The following is a 15034-nucleotide window of genomic DNA, read 5'->3' on the forward strand; positions in this document are numbered from 1 at the left end:
GAATTGAAATAAAAATTTAATATTTATCCTTTAATAAAGGATATAAAAAAAGCTCCCTATATAGGAGCTTTTTATTATTTTGAAGTCTACTTAAGTATTATTTATAAGTGGCTTCGCGTTTTTTCGCTTCTTCATCCCACTTAGGTAACATGTCCTTCTTAAATGCTTCTTTCTCAGCATTCATTTTTTCCATGTCCATACCTAAAGCGGCTTGTGCCTTAGCTTTAGTCGAAATATCAGGGATAGCGACAGGATCTGTGATGCCTTTTTTCGCCAACAGTTGCGCTAATTTAACCCGCGCATCAGCCGCTTTATCTACCGCGGTACCTAAAATACGTAAGACTTCTTCAGGAGCGTGAGCAGCAGCGCCGTGTGAAGCAATCGCATAGTCCCAACGCCATTGTGAATGACGGATATCGGTTAGAATAGGCTTCATTTCCGCTTCAGTTGCACCCGCTTTCCAAGCGGCTGCGGCTTCAAAGTGCGCTTTCACCAGTTGCGCTTCGGCGCGGCCTTTTAACTCTTTCACTTTAGCTTTACGTTCGTTGGTCAAGCCGACTAAGAACTCTTTACTTTGGCTGTGGCACGTCGCGCAGGTTTCTTCAAAACGATCAAATGGGTTACCCACTTTATGATCTGTGTACTTACGACCCTTGTCGTTGGTCACTTTTGGCATGTGACAATCAACACAGCTCACATCATTCTTACCATGAACACCGAGTTTCCAAGTTTCATAGCCAGGATGCTGCGCTTTTAACATAGGGGTTTTAGACAGCGCATGCGTCCAATCTGAGAACTCAATACCGTCGTAATAGGTTTCCATTTGCTCAACGGTTGTGCCCATATCCCAAGGGAATTTAACGAAACCTTTTCTGCCTTCTTTTTTCTCGAAGTAGTATTCAACGTGACACTGACCGCAGACCATTGATTGCTTGTCTTTTTTAGACGCTTTGGCAAAAGGTGTGCCTAATGCTTCCATACCACGTTCAGCAAAGGGGCGAGAGATACGCAGTTTTGGCGTGCCTTTCTCATGGCAGTCACCGCAGCCTATGGTGTTCACCACTTCTGGGCCGCCTTTTGCCCATTTGCCTTTGAAGTAACCATCTTCGCCTTGTTCTTCAATCAAACGCGGCACATCTGGGCTCTTACAACTCCAACAAGCCATAGGCATTGGACCATCTTCCGCATTGGCTGGTGCGCCAGTACGCAGAGTGTTACGCACATCCGTAATGGCATACATGTGGCCACGTGGTGCGTTGTAATCTTTCGCAAAACCATAACCTGCCCACAGCACGACTAAGCTCGGGTCCGAGGCTAACACATCGGTATTCTCAGTGCTTTTATCTGTGTCATGCCAGCTAGCGTATTGATTAGCAAATTTGTCTTTATAAACTTCGTTGCGAGGCTCAGTTTTATCACTCGCCATTGCGCCCGCCGCCATGAAGCTGGCGGCAACCAGTGCACTTAGTGCAAAGGACTTACCTGTCATCTTCTTCATCATCTCATCTCCGTGTTGCATTATTGTTGTAAATCACGACATCTCCATGGTCAAACTTAGTGAGTTAATCCCGCTAAACATATACCTCTTAGGGGGTATCTAGGTCGAAGTTTGCGCTAGATCAAAATGTAAAGGTGTTGTTGTTCACACTTCTATACTTTTGTTAATGTATTACATTATTTTCTAATGTAAAAACCACTGCAAAGTGCCATAACAGCGGCCATTAAAATGAATAGCGGATTAATGAAACGAGGCAGTCTAACCTCAAAAATCTTAGGATTAATGTTAGTACTCATTCTGCTTTCTAGCAGTTTATCAACCTTTGCTATCATCAATTTGTCTTACAGCTTGGGCGACGCTAAGGCGATTAACGCCTCGGGTTCTTTGCGGATGCAAAGCTATCGATTGATGTTTTACGCCAACTCTGGCAGTGATGCTGCGCTCGATAAAATCATCGAATTCGAAAACACCCTCTATTCCGATACCTTAAAGCCTTCAGATAGTTGGTTTAGTCCACGTAAGATTGCCGATCAATATCAGCTCGTGATCGATAAATGGTTGGTAATGAAATACTACATAGAGCAAGAAAACTCCCGCGACTATGTGGCGTCACTTAAGGACTTTGTCGACACCATAGATTTACTGGTATTGGAGATGGAGCACCACGCCGCCTTTAAACTCAGGCTCCTCGCTGCCAGCCAAATATTAGGCTTGAGTGTCATGCTGATTATCGCCTTTGTGGCGGTGCGTTTTACTAAAAAGAAAGTGGTGATCCCGCTGCAAAAACTGATGGAGTCGGCGAATACTATTTCTAAGGGCAATTTTGAAATCGAAATGCCCGAAACCGAATATATCGAACTCACAGCGCTCACCCATGCCCTGCAAAAAACCGCCAAGGAACTCGCCATGCTTTATGGCGATTTAGAGTCGCAGGTGGCAGAGAAAACCTTAGCACTCACTCGGGCTAACAATGAGCTGGCATTTCTATACGATAATCTACTGACATTAAACGCGAATAAGCTCGATTACAAAGCGCTCAAAGCGGCACTGAATCAGTTAAAAGGTTATGAGTCACTCGACTACCTAAGGCTCATTATCCAGTATCCAGAGCAAGAGCTTGAAGTGATTGAGGCCGATGGTGGCTGGCCAGAGGTAACTCAAAACAGCACCCGTTTCCCGCTACAATTTGAGCAAGCAAATCTGGGCTACTTAGAGTTGATAGCAGATCAAACACCGAATATCGCGCTATTTAATAATTTCGCGATTATGCTGACTCGCTCAATTGTGATCCACAACGCCACTGAGCAAAGACAACAACTGGCGCTGATGGAGGAACGCGGCGTAATCGCACGGGAATTACACGACTCCTTAGGTCAAGTGCTGTCCTTCCTTAAAATCCAAATTAGCTTATTACGCAAAAACTTAGATCACAGCTGCCGCAACCCTACCGTTGAGGCTCAATTAACCGAAATCAATGAAGGCGTGAGCACTGCCTATGTGCAGCTCAGGGAATTGCTGTCGACCTTTAGACTCACGATTAAAGAACCCGATCTAAAAAGTGCCTTAGAGGCTATGCTTGAGCAGCTCAGAACCAAGACGAGTATCAAGATCACCTTAGACTATAAACTTGCACCACAATGGCTAGAGGCAAAGCAGCATATTCACATACTGCAAATCACTCGGGAAGCGACCTTAAACGCCATCAAACATGCTGAGGCCAGCCTCATCAATATCCATTGTTATAAGGATGACGAGGGCATGGTCAATATCAGTGTTTGCGATAACGGCATAGGTATTGGACATTTAAAAGAACGAGATCAACACTTTGGCATAGGGATTATGCATGAGCGAGCCAGCAAACTTTCAGGTAAAGTCATATTTAGCGACAACGAGATAAGCAGATTTAAACCTGCTACGGCAACCACGATTGAGCAAGGATGCAACGAACAAGACGATACACTCAAGCCTAACCATTCATTCAACCTTGCGCAGCACAGCAAAGGTTCAAGTGGCACTCGAGTGACGCTTATTTTCCCCTCTCAACAGGAGCCTTCAAATGGGTAAACCTTATTCCGTACTTGTGGTCGACGACCATCCCCTCTTACGCAAAGGCATCTGCCAGCTCATTGCCTCAGATCCTGACTTCAGCCTTTTTGGCGAAGCCGGTGGTGGTTTAGATGCATTAACCGCCGTTGCCACCGATGAGCCCGATATCATCTTGCTCGATCTGAATATGAAAGGCATGACAGGCCTAGATACGCTCAATGCCATGCGCCAAGAGGGCGTCACCTCGCGCATAGTGATACTCACAGTTTCCGATGCCAAACAGGATGTGATCCGTTTATTACGCGCAGGAGCCGACGGCTATTTGCTCAAAGATACTGAGCCCGATTTACTGCTCGAAAAACTCAAAAATGCCATGCTTGGCCACAGAGTTATCAGCGATGAAGTGGAGGAATACCTCTACGAGCTAAAAGATGCGACCGACGAGCAAGAATGGATTTCGAGCCTGACGCCTAGGGAGCTGCAAATTCTAGAGCAACTGGCGGAAGGCTTAAGTAATCGGATGATTTCAGAGCATTTACACATTAGTGAAGGCACAGTCAAAGTGCACGTGAAAAACCTACTGCGCAAAGCCAATGCCAAGTCGAGAACCGAAATGGCGGTACGCTACCTTAATCAGTAATCCCTGAGTTTAGCGAGGTATAGCGCAAACAATAAAGGCAATCCTATGATTGCCTTTATGTTTTTATCGAACAGGATTTGAATGGACGATTACAGACCTTTCTCGATAAATGCCTGCCAACTCAGTAACGCCTGCTCAAAGTCCTCTAGGCCACAATAGGCTTCAGATTCAGCATCATAGAGTGACATCGCCTCTTCTAATTCATACTCTTGCTCGAAACCTAACGTATTCGCAAACACCCGCGCCTGCTCACGCTCTAACTCTAAGGTGAAATCATTACCGACGAGACGCCATGCACCGCGTTTATCGGTTTGAATTTCTTTAATCATGTCTAACACTTGCTGAATTTTGGCTAACTCAGGCCCCAATTCTTCTGTAAACCATTGCCCCAGCACTTCATGATCCATGCTAAAGCTGGCCAGAAAGGTGCCGGTTAAACTGTTACGCCGAAATTCGTATTCCATTTTATTGTCTCTTTGCTCTAAGCCTACTAATGCTAATTTTAACCTATCCTTGGCGAAGTTGCTCGCCCCACGCAGCACAGCCGATTTAATACCAATCGTACTAAATATCTGTTCATTCAGCGGGAGTTCAACGCGCTTTAGGCAAGGTGAAGGCTTGAAGGCATAGTGGTGCTCTGTCGAAAGCCTTAAACGCAGTATAAAGCGCGTTGCCATGCCGTTAAGCACGAGTACTGACTTCATTTTCATGGCAAAATCAGTTAGCTTGTTTGTATGATTTTGAAAGTTATATGGAATGCGATATGCACGAAGGATTTATCTACAGTTTAGTGCTAAGCGGCGCCCAAGCGGGTTCCACCTTAAGCTTAGAACAGATCGAAAAATGGGATCCGCAGGATGGTCTACTCTGGTTGCACCTTCGCTATCGCAATAAAAAGGCGCGCCACTGGATACTCAATAGCGGCCTGCCGAAGGTCGAGAGTGATGCTCTACTCGCCCAAGATACTCGCCCCCGCGCCGTTATCGCCGGCGAAGGCATATTGCTCGCGTTACGCGGCGTCAACCTCAACCCCAATTCAGCTCCCGAAGACATGGTTGCCGTGCGTATTTATGCCGATAAACAGCGGATCATATCCACCTGCGATCGCGAGTTACAGTCGGTCAAAGATGTCGCCGAGCTGATCCTTGAGGGCAATGGGCCTGCAACTACGGGCGACTTTATCGTCGCTGTCTGCGAGCGACTCACTAACCGTAAAGTCGAGTTCATCGATAAGTTAGAAGAACAACTCTCTGATTTAGAAGAGCTCGTTGTCTCAGGCAATGTAAAAGACTTACGCACCGATATCGCTGAACTGCGCCGCCAAACTGTCGCCATTCGCCGCTATTTAGCGCCCCAACGTGAAGCCTTTTCAAAAATGATTTCCGAGCAAGTTAGTCTGTTTAACGATTCGGAGCGACTTAAACTCAGGGAAACAAACGATAAGCTTATCCGTACCATTGAAGATCTCGATGCCCTGCGCGATAGGGCGAATGTGACTCAGGAAGAATTACTCAGTCAACAATCGGAGCAGCTCAATAAGCGCTTATATTTCTTATCTTTAGTGTCAGCCATCTTCTTACCATTGGGTTTTTTAACGGGCTTACTCGGAGTCAATATTGGCGGCATACCGGGCGCCGACAACACTTGGGCCTTCGCCACCTTCTGCGGCATATTAATCTCACTCGTCGCCCTACAAATGGCGCTGTTTTATCGATTTAAGTGGTTATAGCCACCTTAAAAACAACAACGCCAATCGATTAGGATTGGCGTTGTTTTCGTTCATTCTTATAAGCTGAATGTTGTGAGCTAATGCTTATGCTCTAAGCGGGCGATTATGTCGTCGGCAACTCAAACACATGAGTCATGACTTTATAAAGCTCTGTCCCTTGGTGCACAGATGCCGAAGCAAAGTGCAAAATCGGCACGCAGTCCTGCGGCAAACTGACCGTCTTTAGCTCATCTGCCGTACCGTATAAATCCATTCGCAGTAAATTTACTAAGGGCTGTCCCGCAGCCAGTGGTTCACCCACTGGAGCGAGGTATTCCACTAACCCTGAACTTGGTGCGTGATACTTTTTATAGTCTTTAAGGTAACAACCAAAGCGCTGCATTTTAGCGGGGTCAACGGTTTCAGCGATCACGCCGCGGTGGCTTAAATACGCCAAAATCCCTTGGGCATCAACCAACGCATCCTCAAGACAGACGCGCTCTTGGCTCGCCAATTCTAAGGTTAACGCTGACACAGCAACGGCTAAATCTCGCCCCTGCGCTTTTGCAAAATCACTTAATTGCCACCAAGGACAAAACGCCGCCTCATCCATAGCACCACCAAAGGTGTTGGGGATAACAAGCGTATAAGGGATCAACAAAAACTGCGCGGCAGCTAAGTCATATTCAGGACAATACAAATGCTTACAGGATTTAGGCCCCGTGTGTAGATCGAGCACTATATCCGCGCCGTGGGCCATAATCTGCAGATTAACCGCAAGCCTATGGCCAGTAGTAATGCCCCATTCATGCCGTAATTTTTGCTGACAGGCTTCAACCAAAGTACTGCGATAAGCTTGGATCAGCTCGTTATCACTCAGCTTAGCATGTTCGCTATACCAAGTCGGCAAATCGATAGCATGATTCAAGTACTCACGATTCCAGTTCGCCCCCGTAATAGGGTCAAATCGGCCGAGGGTAAACTCACCACTTTTTTGGTTGATCCCAAGAGGATTGGCTAATGGTACTAAGGTGATTTCACCGCGGATGTCACAGAGTTCGAGCTGCTTCATCAACTGATAAATCACCGCATTACCTTGCACTTCAGCGCCGTGGACATTGGCCTGAATATACACTTTGGGGCCAGTCGCCTTATCGTCGCTCGGCTTAAAATGGTAAATAGGCAAGGTAAGCGCTTGCCCTGCGGCAAGCTCGCCAATTTGCAGAGACGATGTTGTCGGCAGCATATTAAGCGCCTTCGAACAGATTTTGATGCAGCGATTTCACCACTTGCGCCGCTTCCGATTCTGCCACTAACACACACAGATTATGTGGGCTGGCGCCTTGGCAAATCATCCGCACATTGTGTGGTTCTAACACTTCAAACACACGGCGACAAATACCCGGCGTGGTCGCAATGCGGTTACCGATAATCGCCACTAAGGCTAATCCATCTTCGACGCGCACCCGGCAATGCTGTGATAATTCTTGCAACAATGCCTCACTCAACAAACCTTGGCCACTTGAATCTGAGCCAGTTTTATCGAGGGTTAGAGACACGTTCACTTCTGAGGTGGTAATTAAATCCACACTGATCTTATGTCGCACCAATGTCGCAAAGGTTTCCGCTAAAAAGCCCTGTGCATGCAACATTTGCAAGCTGTGAAGATTTAACAGCGTTTGATCGCGGCGCAAAGCCACAGCGCGGAATACGGGCGCATCTTCCACTTGATGACGGATCCAAGTCCCGCCCTTTTCAGGCTCTTTACTTGAACCCACAAACACTTGAATTTGCTGACGAACGGCAGGAAGAATGGTCGCAGGATGCAATACCTTGGCACCAAAGGTCGCCATCTCGGCGGCTTCATTAAAGCTGATCTCGGCAATCGGAAAGGCATTGGGCGCAAGGCGAGGATCGGTTGTATAAATCCCTGCGACATCGGTCCAAATCTCGACCGCTGAGGCGCGTAGCGCTTCGGCTAACAGCGCAGCAGAATAATCACTACCACCGCGGCCTAATGTGGTCGTTTGACCTGCTTCATCGGCACCGATAAAGCCTTGTGTGACAATCACTTGTTCCGCTAATAGTGGCTGAAGATAATCACGAGCTAAAGTCGCAATCTGCTCAACCTGAGGTTCCGCGCGGCCAAAGTGGCTGTCGGTACGTAATACTCGGCGTACATCGAAGGCGCTGGAGTTAACACCTTTCTCGCGGATGACTGCTGAAAACAACGCCGAAGAACATTGCTCACCGAGGGACAACAACTCATCCATGGTCGCTTTGCTGCGTTGTGATGCGAGCGCGTCACTCAATACTGACATGCGACTCAATAATTTATCTAATGCGGCGGCCACATCGTTAGGACGACCGAGCTTATCTAAAATCGCATATTGAATTTGGGCAATTTGTTTTAATCGCTGTAATCGACCATCGTCGTTGATGGATTCTTGCGTCAATTCAACTAACAGATTAGTCACGCCACTCGATGCGCTGACCACGACTAAACGGCAATGAGGATTGGCTAACACTATGTCGGCACAGCGATTCATAGCGTTATAGTCGGCGACTGAGGTGCCACCAAATTTTGCGACAACGAGGGACATTAGCGCACCTCCGTGAAACACGTAGGGCAACAAATAAATGCAGATTGAATAAGATATTGATTAACTAACATGATCACACTCCGAACTGACTTCGTTCGAAGAGCCTGGTGCTCAATGATAACGCACCCCAAAAGAAGGGAAACAGCAATCGTCACCAGAAGCTCTCCACCAATTACAGGTGACAATCGTCAGGATTCAGCCTGATCGACCGACATAAACATGCAGCAACCATATCTATGCCTCGGCGTTAATCTCCCTCATCAGTCATCGCTGGAGTTTGTGCTCCTCTGACCGACTACCTAGTTAACGCTCCTCTTCTGTTCCTTTCCTAGGGAAAGGGACGAAAAAAGTAGCAATAAACCCCTAATGAAGTCAATGCTAATTTCATAACAAATGAATAATTTAAATAAAATCTTTTGAAAACAACTAAGTGCTTAAATCGGGCAACTCGTATACCAGCTGCACATAATCACTAAATTTGCCTAAACACACTTCATCATGTCCGGCCAAAGTGCAAGGCACTAAGCTCACCTCCCCTTGTTCGACTACATAAATCGCGTACTGATTAAATTTCTTCCCCAATTGCAACGCCATCGTTCTATCGATAAACACGGCCCAGCTTTTTTCCATGTGGGATAAATCCGGCGCCGCGCCCACTAAAGCACGATAGGGACTGCCGAGTAATTCAATTTCACGGAGAAGTTGGCGATCGAGTAAACGGTTTTGACTGGGAGAAAGCAGCTTTGAAGCGGGATTATGAGCAGTAATAACAGCAAAGGAAAAATCACAGGATAATGCTTGAGTCAGCAAAAATAACGGCGCTTGGTAACATTGCCACAAATCTTGAGTCGTATTGTCCATTGGTAGTCTAATCGAAAAATGAACCCAGGCTAGTGTAGCAGAGTGATTGTAAAATCCAAAGAGGCGTGAACTGGCTCACAGGAATCGCAAATACATTAGTTATACTAATCAATAGCTAAAGTAAATATCATGGTAAAAAACCCGACTCACCTAAAATTTGTTAACATTTCATTTGTTAACAAATGACTAAAACGAGTACAATGTACGTACTGGTGAGTTGAAACAGATTGAGCAAGATGCTTATCGTTCAATACAGTTTGTTACATATATCGCTTTAAGTAACGTGAACTGACCGGGCATCTGTTTAAAATGTGTTCTACATTTGATTTGTCTTTTAAACATTTAAAAAAAACAATAGTTAAGGAACTTATTCTAACTATTGCTTATCGAAGTTGGTACTGATTACGTTTTCTCGTATTACACTTAAACGTGCACTTAATCTACATCCAGATATAGATGTCACCTTAAAGATTTTCCTTTTGAGCACAAAGCAGTTCAAGGAAGTATCAACGCTTTTATGAATATAAGAGCCCGAAGTAAGTTGCTCTTATTGGTTAGTATAAACTGATTAAAATTTAGGTAAATAATATGCAAAATCCGCACATTCTGATCGTTGAAGATGAAGCCGTTACCCGTAACACGCTGAGAAGTATTTTCGAGGCAGAAGGGTATGTGGTAACTGAGGCCAATGATGGCGCAGAAATGCATAAGGCTATGCAGGAAAACAAAATTAACTTGGTCGTTATGGACATTAACTTGCCAGGCAAGAATGGCCTGTTGTTGGCACGTGAACTACGTGAAATCAACAACATCGGTCTGATCTTCCTGACAGGTCGTGACAACGAAGTCGACAAAATCCTTGGGCTTGAAATTGGCGCGGACGATTATATTACCAAGCCGTTCAACCCACGTGAATTGACGATTCGTGCTCGTAACCTTCTGACTCGCGTCAACAGCGCTGGTGCCGAAGTCGAAGAAAAGAGCTCAGTAGAATACTATCGCTTCAACGATTGGAGCTTAGAGATCAACAGCCGTTCATTAGTGAGCCCACAGGGTGAATCTTACAAACTGCCACGTAGCGAATTCCGCGCTATGCTGCACTTTGTTGAAAACCCAGGCAAAATTTTGACTCGTGCCGATCTACTGATGAAAATGACTGGCCGTGAACTTAAGCCACACGATCGTACTGTAGACGTGACTATCCGTCGTATCCGCAAGCATTTCGAAAGCTTGCCAGATACGCCAGAAATCATCGCGACTATTCACGGTGAAGGCTATCGCTTTTGCGGTAACTTAGAAGGCTAATTGCCCGCTAAGCGACACTCGCATTAGCAACAGGATTGATTCGATAAGCATCAATTCACAAAAAACCAGATCCTAGGATCTGGTTTTTTTTATGTCTAAAATTTAGCGAATCAGATTAATAGGCGACGCTTACAGAGTTAAGAGTCAGGTTGATGGCAAAGCCGATGTCAAAAATAGAAACAAAAATATTTATAAAACAGCAGCATAATTATAAAACAAGCTCAACCTATCAGCGCTAATGAGAGCGAGTGATATAAGAGCTAAACAAGGAGCAAGCCTACAACGTATACGTAAGGCATAGCAGCATACGCAAGCAGGCCCGCTCTCTATCTCGCGCTACTTAGCGTTTTTCAACTGCCTATCGAGGAAATCGGCCAGTGAGCGGTATAAGTGATTACGCACTTTCTCGCCACGCATCGAATGTTTAGATCCCGGATAATCGATCATCTGGAATAATTTACCTTCATCCTGCAGCGCTTTATAAACTCGAGTGCTGTTTTCAAACAAGACGTTATCGTCAGCCATGCCGTGATACATCAACAGACCCGCTTGATAGTTTTTCACGTATGGGAACACGCTGCTGGCTTCATAACCCTTTTCATTACCTTCGGGATGACCTAAGTAACGCTCAGTATAATGGGTGTCATACAAGCGCCAGTCGGTCACAGGTGCGCCCGAAATCGCGGCTTTAAAGTAATCCGGCGCCTTAAATAAACTCATCAAGGCCATATAACCACCGTAGCTGTGGCCGTAAATCGCCACATTATCGGCATCGACAAAGGGCAGACTCCGTAAATAATCCACCCCCACTTTTTGATCATTCACTTCAGCTTCGCCCAAATGACGGTAAATCACCTGCTCGAACTGAGTGCCTCTGTGGGCGCTGCCGCGGTTATCCAACTGGAATACCACATACCCTTGTTGCACCAGATACTGGGTAAAGTAGTCCTGCTCACTCCAGCTATTAGTCACTAACTGGGCGTGCGGCCCACCGTAAACTCGCACTACGACAGGGTATTTCTTGCTTGCATCGAAGGGAACGGGTTTGAATAAACGGGTTTGCAGCACTTGGCCATCTTCGGCTTTCAGTTCACCAAATTCTGGGATTTGCCACAATCCAGCATAGTCATATAAAGGATGACCTTGCTTAACCGCATTTTGCTCGACCCAAGCCAGTTGCTGGCCCTCGTCACCGTGTAAACTGATTTGCGGTGGCTGAGATAAGCTGTTGAAATAATCAAGGTAGACACTCTGATTATCGGCGAAAACAGGATTGTGCATCCCCGCTTGCTTGCTCACGCGCTCAACCTTGCCGCCCGCTAAAGGCACGCGATAAAGCTGTTTCTCAATTGGCGTGTCTTTACGGCCGGTGAAATACACCCAGCCTGCGGTTTCATCTATGTATTCCAACTCATCGACAGCCCACTCGCCCTTAGTCAATTGCGTTTTGAGTTTGCCTTTTAAGTCAAAAAGATACAGATGATTAAAGCCGTCACGCTCAGACGCCCAAATAAAGGCAGACTGCTGTTTTAAGAAATGCAGATCGTTATTGAGGTTTACCCAAGCATCACTGCGTTCTTTCACTAAGGTTTTTGGCTTAGTCAGTGCATCTAACGCCACTAACTGCAAATCGAGCTGATGTTGATCGCGGCTCTGCCACTGGAACGACAAGTGTTTGCTATCGGGCAACCAATCGACCCGCGGCAGGTAAATATCTTTGCTCTTGTCTTCGCTATTCTCATCGCTATGATCTTCGCGCAACTTTACCCAATTGATAGCCTTATCTTTTAACGTGACCACACCGAGGGCGATATCGACGTTGTTTTTGCCGGCATAGGGATAGCGCTGCTCAGTAAGTTTAATACCATCAGCATAGATTTCGTTACGGGTTACTTGCTCGACACCGGACTCATCAATACGGGTAAAGGCGATGGCCGATTCATCGGGCGCCCACCAATAGCCAGTCATGCGATCCATTTCTTCTTGAGCGACAAACTCGGCCATGGCATTTTTAATCACCCCGCCGCCATCGGTCGTCATAGCTTGGAGTTTTTTCGTCGCCAGATCTAACACATACAAATTTTGATCCCGCACAAAAGACACAAAATGCCCCCTGGGCGATAAGCGTGCATCTGTAGCAAACCCTTCGCCAATGGGAAGTTGGCTTACACTGTTATCCACTAATGAAAAATAATACAGATTACCAGCAGCCGGAATTAATAGCGCTTGGCTATCATCAGCCCAGAAGTACTCCATAATGCCTTCACCATAAATACGTTGGCGTTCGCGGCGGGCCTTTTCTTCATCGGATAATTCATTGCTTGCCAACTTATCGGCATTGAGCAATAGGCTAGATTTGCCCGTCTTTACATCCATCTGCCAGAGATCATAAAAGTTTTGATTGTCTTTACGGCCCGCAAGATAAGTGACACGCTGACCATCAGGTGACAATTTCAAACCTCGAGGACTGGTGCCCGCTAAGGCGGGCGAGGCATTCATTCGCTCAATCGTCAGTGGCAGTTTGCCGCCTTCCATTGCATAAGCTGGGGTAATTGAAAACATAGCTGTCGACATCATGGCCATTTGGCTCGCTATCAGTAGGGGAACGGCGCGCACCTTAAGTGAGCACGCAGGGAACCAAGTTAACCTATTTTTAATCATTATTATTCCTTGGAAACATAATCGCCTAAGATGTCAGCGATTAAAAACAAGCCGACATTGTGCCAGAGGCAAACCCTAAATAGAAATAGCATGCAATATGCCGAAACAAATTAGGCCCTTGCGCCAAGCTCAATCCAAATAATCCCTAAAAGCCTTAATATTCGCTAAAAGCATCAGCAACATCGCTGAAATTGTCGACTAACTGAGTTATCATTCGCGGCAAATAACGAAATTGACCTCATTGTTGAACCCTTAAAGGACATAACATGCAGACTCTGGCCCAGCACCTGACCTCACAGGCAGTGAACGACTCCCTCTCCCACCTAATTTTAACCTTAGCCGACACCTCAAAAGCCATTAGCCATGCCGTTCGCCACGGTGCACTTGCGGGCGTGTTAGGCGCGACTGAGCAAGAAAACGTCCAAGGTGAAACCCAGAAAAAACTGGATATCATCACCAACGACATGCTCAAAGATGCCTTAAAAGCTGACGGTACAGTGCGCGGTTTAGCGTCGGAAGAAGAAGATCATGTGGTTGAAGTCAGCCAAAATGGTCAATATCTGGTGTGTTTCGATCCGCTAGATGGCTCATCTAATATCGATATCAACTCGTTAGTCGGCACCATTTTCTCCGTCCTGCCAGCCCCTGCTGGCGAGCTGACTGAAACCAGCTTTTTACAATCTGGCCGCGCACAATTAGCCGCAGGTTATATACTTTATGGTCCATCGACCATGCTGGCATTAACCACAGGTCAAGGCGTGCAACTCTTTACTTTGCACCCAGAAACCAATGAATTTTTACTGACTAACGCAGCCATGAGCATTAGCCCAGATACCCAAGAGTTTGCCATTAACATGTCGAACCAACGTTTTTGGGAAGCGCCAATGCAGACCTATATTGCCGATTTACTGCTCGGTAAAATTGGCCCACGCGAAAAATCATTCAACATGCGCTGGATTGCGGCCATGGTCGGCGACGTACACCGCGTGCTATCACGTGGCGGTATTTTCACCTACCCAACCGACAATAAAGATCCTAAAAAACCGTACAAACTGCGCTTGATGTACGAAGCCAACCCAATGGCTTTTTTAGTCGAACAAGCCGGCGGTAAAGCTTCAACCGGTTATGAAACCATTTTGGATATTCAACCAACGCAAATTCACCAACGTGTTGCCGTCATCCTAGGCAGCAGCAACGAAGTCGACGCTTGCCTAAGCTACCATGGATTAGATTACAGCGAAGAACCAAGTCTGGACTAAGTAGAATCGCTTAGATTCTGATTTTTACGAGAAAGGCCACTGATTACAGTGGCTTTTTTATTGTCGCGTAATGCGACACTTGAGTTTTGATTGCGAAATCAGGGATCAGTAAAGTTTTAGCGATTGGTTTCACATTTGGAGTTTATGCGGCCTAACGGCCGAGGTAAGTCGAAGTCGTGGGGCTTCACCCTCAATCAATTGTGATGATTTGTTTGGTGTATCACTAACAAAGTTATCGCTGTGAATCGCGATGAGTAATTGCGGCCTAACGGCCGAGGTGAATCAAAGTCGTGGGTCTTCAACCCACACCCGACCAAAAGGGGAAAAGCGCCTGTTCCCCTTTTGGAAATCCCCCGGCGTCCCTAGCGAAGTTACATGCATTGATTACTAGCCTTGGTCTTATGGATAAATTGCTATCGCTTCCGATGGTACATCCTGTACCCCGAAAGCTAG

At 46.3% G+C, this 15034-nt stretch carries 11 protein-coding genes and 1 riboswitch; of the genes, 5 read left to right on the forward strand and 6 right to left on the reverse strand.

Annotated features, from left to right (window positions below; translation table 11 throughout):
• Positions 1 to 97: 97 nt before the first annotated feature.
• Positions 98 to 1501 carry an ammonia-forming nitrite reductase cytochrome c552 subunit gene (gene nrfA, locus NE536_RS17820; protein ID WP_012090224.1) on the reverse strand — a complete coding sequence of 468 codons (1404 nt, stop codon included), beginning with the start codon at positions 1499 to 1501 and terminating at the stop codon, positions 98 to 100.
• 225 nt (positions 1502 to 1726) lie between these two features.
• Here nrfA and narQ point away from each other — a divergent pair, with 225 nt between their 5' ends.
• The gene (gene narQ, locus NE536_RS17825; protein ID WP_261273519.1) at positions 1727 to 3562 is read left to right on the forward strand and encodes a nitrate/nitrite two-component system sensor histidine kinase NarQ; all 1836 of its coding nucleotides are present in this window, start codon (positions 1727 to 1729) and stop codon (positions 3560 to 3562) included.
• Positions 3555 to 4184 (forward strand): response regulator, encoded by a 630-nt coding sequence (locus NE536_RS17830; RefSeq protein ID WP_006084162.1) that lies wholly within the window; start codon positions 3555 to 3557, stop codon positions 4182 to 4184. Before narQ ends, NE536_RS17830 begins: the two co-directional genes overlap by 8 nt.
• A gap of 89 nt (positions 4185 to 4273) precedes the next feature.
• On the opposite strand, the gene NE536_RS17835 is transcribed toward NE536_RS17830, so the two are convergent.
• Positions 4274 to 4648: a YacL family protein gene (locus NE536_RS17835; protein WP_261273524.1), complete on the reverse strand. Its 375-nt coding sequence runs from the start codon at positions 4646 to 4648 to the stop codon at positions 4274 to 4276.
• 299 nt (positions 4649 to 4947) lie between these two features.
• Between NE536_RS17835 and NE536_RS17840 the strand changes: the two genes are divergently transcribed.
• Positions 4948 to 5913 carry a zinc transporter ZntB gene (locus tag NE536_RS17840; RefSeq protein ID WP_012588585.1) on the forward strand — a complete coding sequence of 322 codons (966 nt, stop codon included), beginning with the start codon at positions 4948 to 4950 and terminating at the stop codon, positions 5911 to 5913.
• 103 nt (positions 5914 to 6016) lie between these two features.
• On the opposite strand, the gene NE536_RS17845 is transcribed toward NE536_RS17840, so the two are convergent.
• From NE536_RS17845 to NE536_RS17855, 3 genes are all read right to left on the reverse strand, one after another.
• Entirely contained in the window at positions 6017 to 7138 is a 1122-nt protein-coding gene (locus NE536_RS17845; RefSeq protein ID WP_261273520.1) for a succinylglutamate desuccinylase/aspartoacylase family protein, read from the reverse strand.
• A gap of 1 nt (position 7139) precedes the next feature.
• Positions 7140 to 8495, reverse strand: coding sequence for a lysine-sensitive aspartokinase 3 (gene lysC / locus NE536_RS17850; RefSeq protein WP_261273521.1), 1356 nt, complete (start codon positions 8493 to 8495; stop codon positions 7140 to 7142).
• A gap of 150 nt (positions 8496 to 8645) precedes the next feature.
• A riboswitch (Lysine riboswitch) is annotated at positions 8646 to 8820 on the reverse strand.
• Positions 8821 to 8921: 101 nt separating this feature from the next.
• Positions 8922 to 9356, reverse strand: coding sequence for a DUF3293 domain-containing protein (locus NE536_RS17855; protein ID WP_006080129.1), 435 nt, complete (start codon positions 9354 to 9356; stop codon positions 8922 to 8924).
• 588 nt (positions 9357 to 9944) lie between these two features.
• Between NE536_RS17855 and arcA the strand changes: the two genes are divergently transcribed.
• Positions 9945 to 10661, forward strand: coding sequence for a two-component system response regulator ArcA (gene arcA / locus NE536_RS17860; protein ID WP_006080127.1), 717 nt, complete (start codon positions 9945 to 9947; stop codon positions 10659 to 10661).
• Between the two features lie 336 nt (positions 10662 to 10997).
• Here arcA and NE536_RS17865 read toward each other — a convergent pair whose 3' ends face one another.
• Positions 10998 to 13322: a S9 family peptidase gene (locus NE536_RS17865; RefSeq protein ID WP_261273522.1), complete on the reverse strand. Its 2325-nt coding sequence runs from the start codon at positions 13320 to 13322 to the stop codon at positions 10998 to 11000.
• 266 nt (positions 13323 to 13588) lie between these two features.
• Between NE536_RS17865 and NE536_RS17870 the strand changes: the two genes are divergently transcribed.
• The gene (locus NE536_RS17870; RefSeq protein WP_261273523.1) at positions 13589 to 14581 is read left to right on the forward strand and encodes a class 1 fructose-bisphosphatase; all 993 of its coding nucleotides are present in this window, start codon (positions 13589 to 13591) and stop codon (positions 14579 to 14581) included.
• Positions 14582 to 15034 lie beyond the last annotated feature (453 nt).

It is taken from the genome of Shewanella septentrionalis (assembly GCF_025370265.1).
Taxonomy (GTDB): domain Bacteria; phylum Pseudomonadota; class Gammaproteobacteria; order Enterobacterales; family Shewanellaceae; genus Shewanella; species Shewanella hafniensis.

Bases quoted from the DNA above. Each gene is read 5' to 3' on its own strand.
- nrfA (WP_012090224.1), bottom strand. From the start codon at position 1,501: ATGATGAAGAAGATGACAGGTAAGTCCTTTGCACTAAGTGCACTGGTT.
- narQ (WP_261273519.1), top strand. From the start codon at position 1,727: ATGAATAGCGGATTAATGAAACGAGGCAGTCTAACCTCAAAAATCTTA.
- NE536_RS17830 (WP_006084162.1), top strand. From the start codon at position 3,555: ATGGGTAAACCTTATTCCGTACTTGTGGTCGACGACCATCCCCTCTTA.
- NE536_RS17835 (WP_261273524.1), bottom strand. From the start codon at position 4,648: ATGGAATACGAATTTCGGCGTAACAGTTTAACCGGCACCTTTCTGGCC.
- NE536_RS17840 (WP_012588585.1), top strand. From the start codon at position 4,948: ATGCACGAAGGATTTATCTACAGTTTAGTGCTAAGCGGCGCCCAAGCG.
- NE536_RS17845 (WP_261273520.1), bottom strand. From the start codon at position 7,138: ATGCTGCCGACAACATCGTCTCTGCAAATTGGCGAGCTTGCCGCAGGG.
- lysC (WP_261273521.1), bottom strand. From the start codon at position 8,495: ATGTCCCTCGTTGTCGCAAAATTTGGTGGCACCTCAGTCGCCGACTAT.
- NE536_RS17855 (WP_006080129.1), bottom strand. From the start codon at position 9,356: ATGGACAATACGACTCAAGATTTGTGGCAATGTTACCAAGCGCCGTTA.
- arcA (WP_006080127.1), top strand. From the start codon at position 9,945: ATGCAAAATCCGCACATTCTGATCGTTGAAGATGAAGCCGTTACCCGT.
- NE536_RS17865 (WP_261273522.1), bottom strand. From the start codon at position 13,322: ATGATTAAAAATAGGTTAACTTGGTTCCCTGCGTGCTCACTTAAGGTG.
- NE536_RS17870 (WP_261273523.1), top strand. From the start codon at position 13,589: ATGCAGACTCTGGCCCAGCACCTGACCTCACAGGCAGTGAACGACTCC.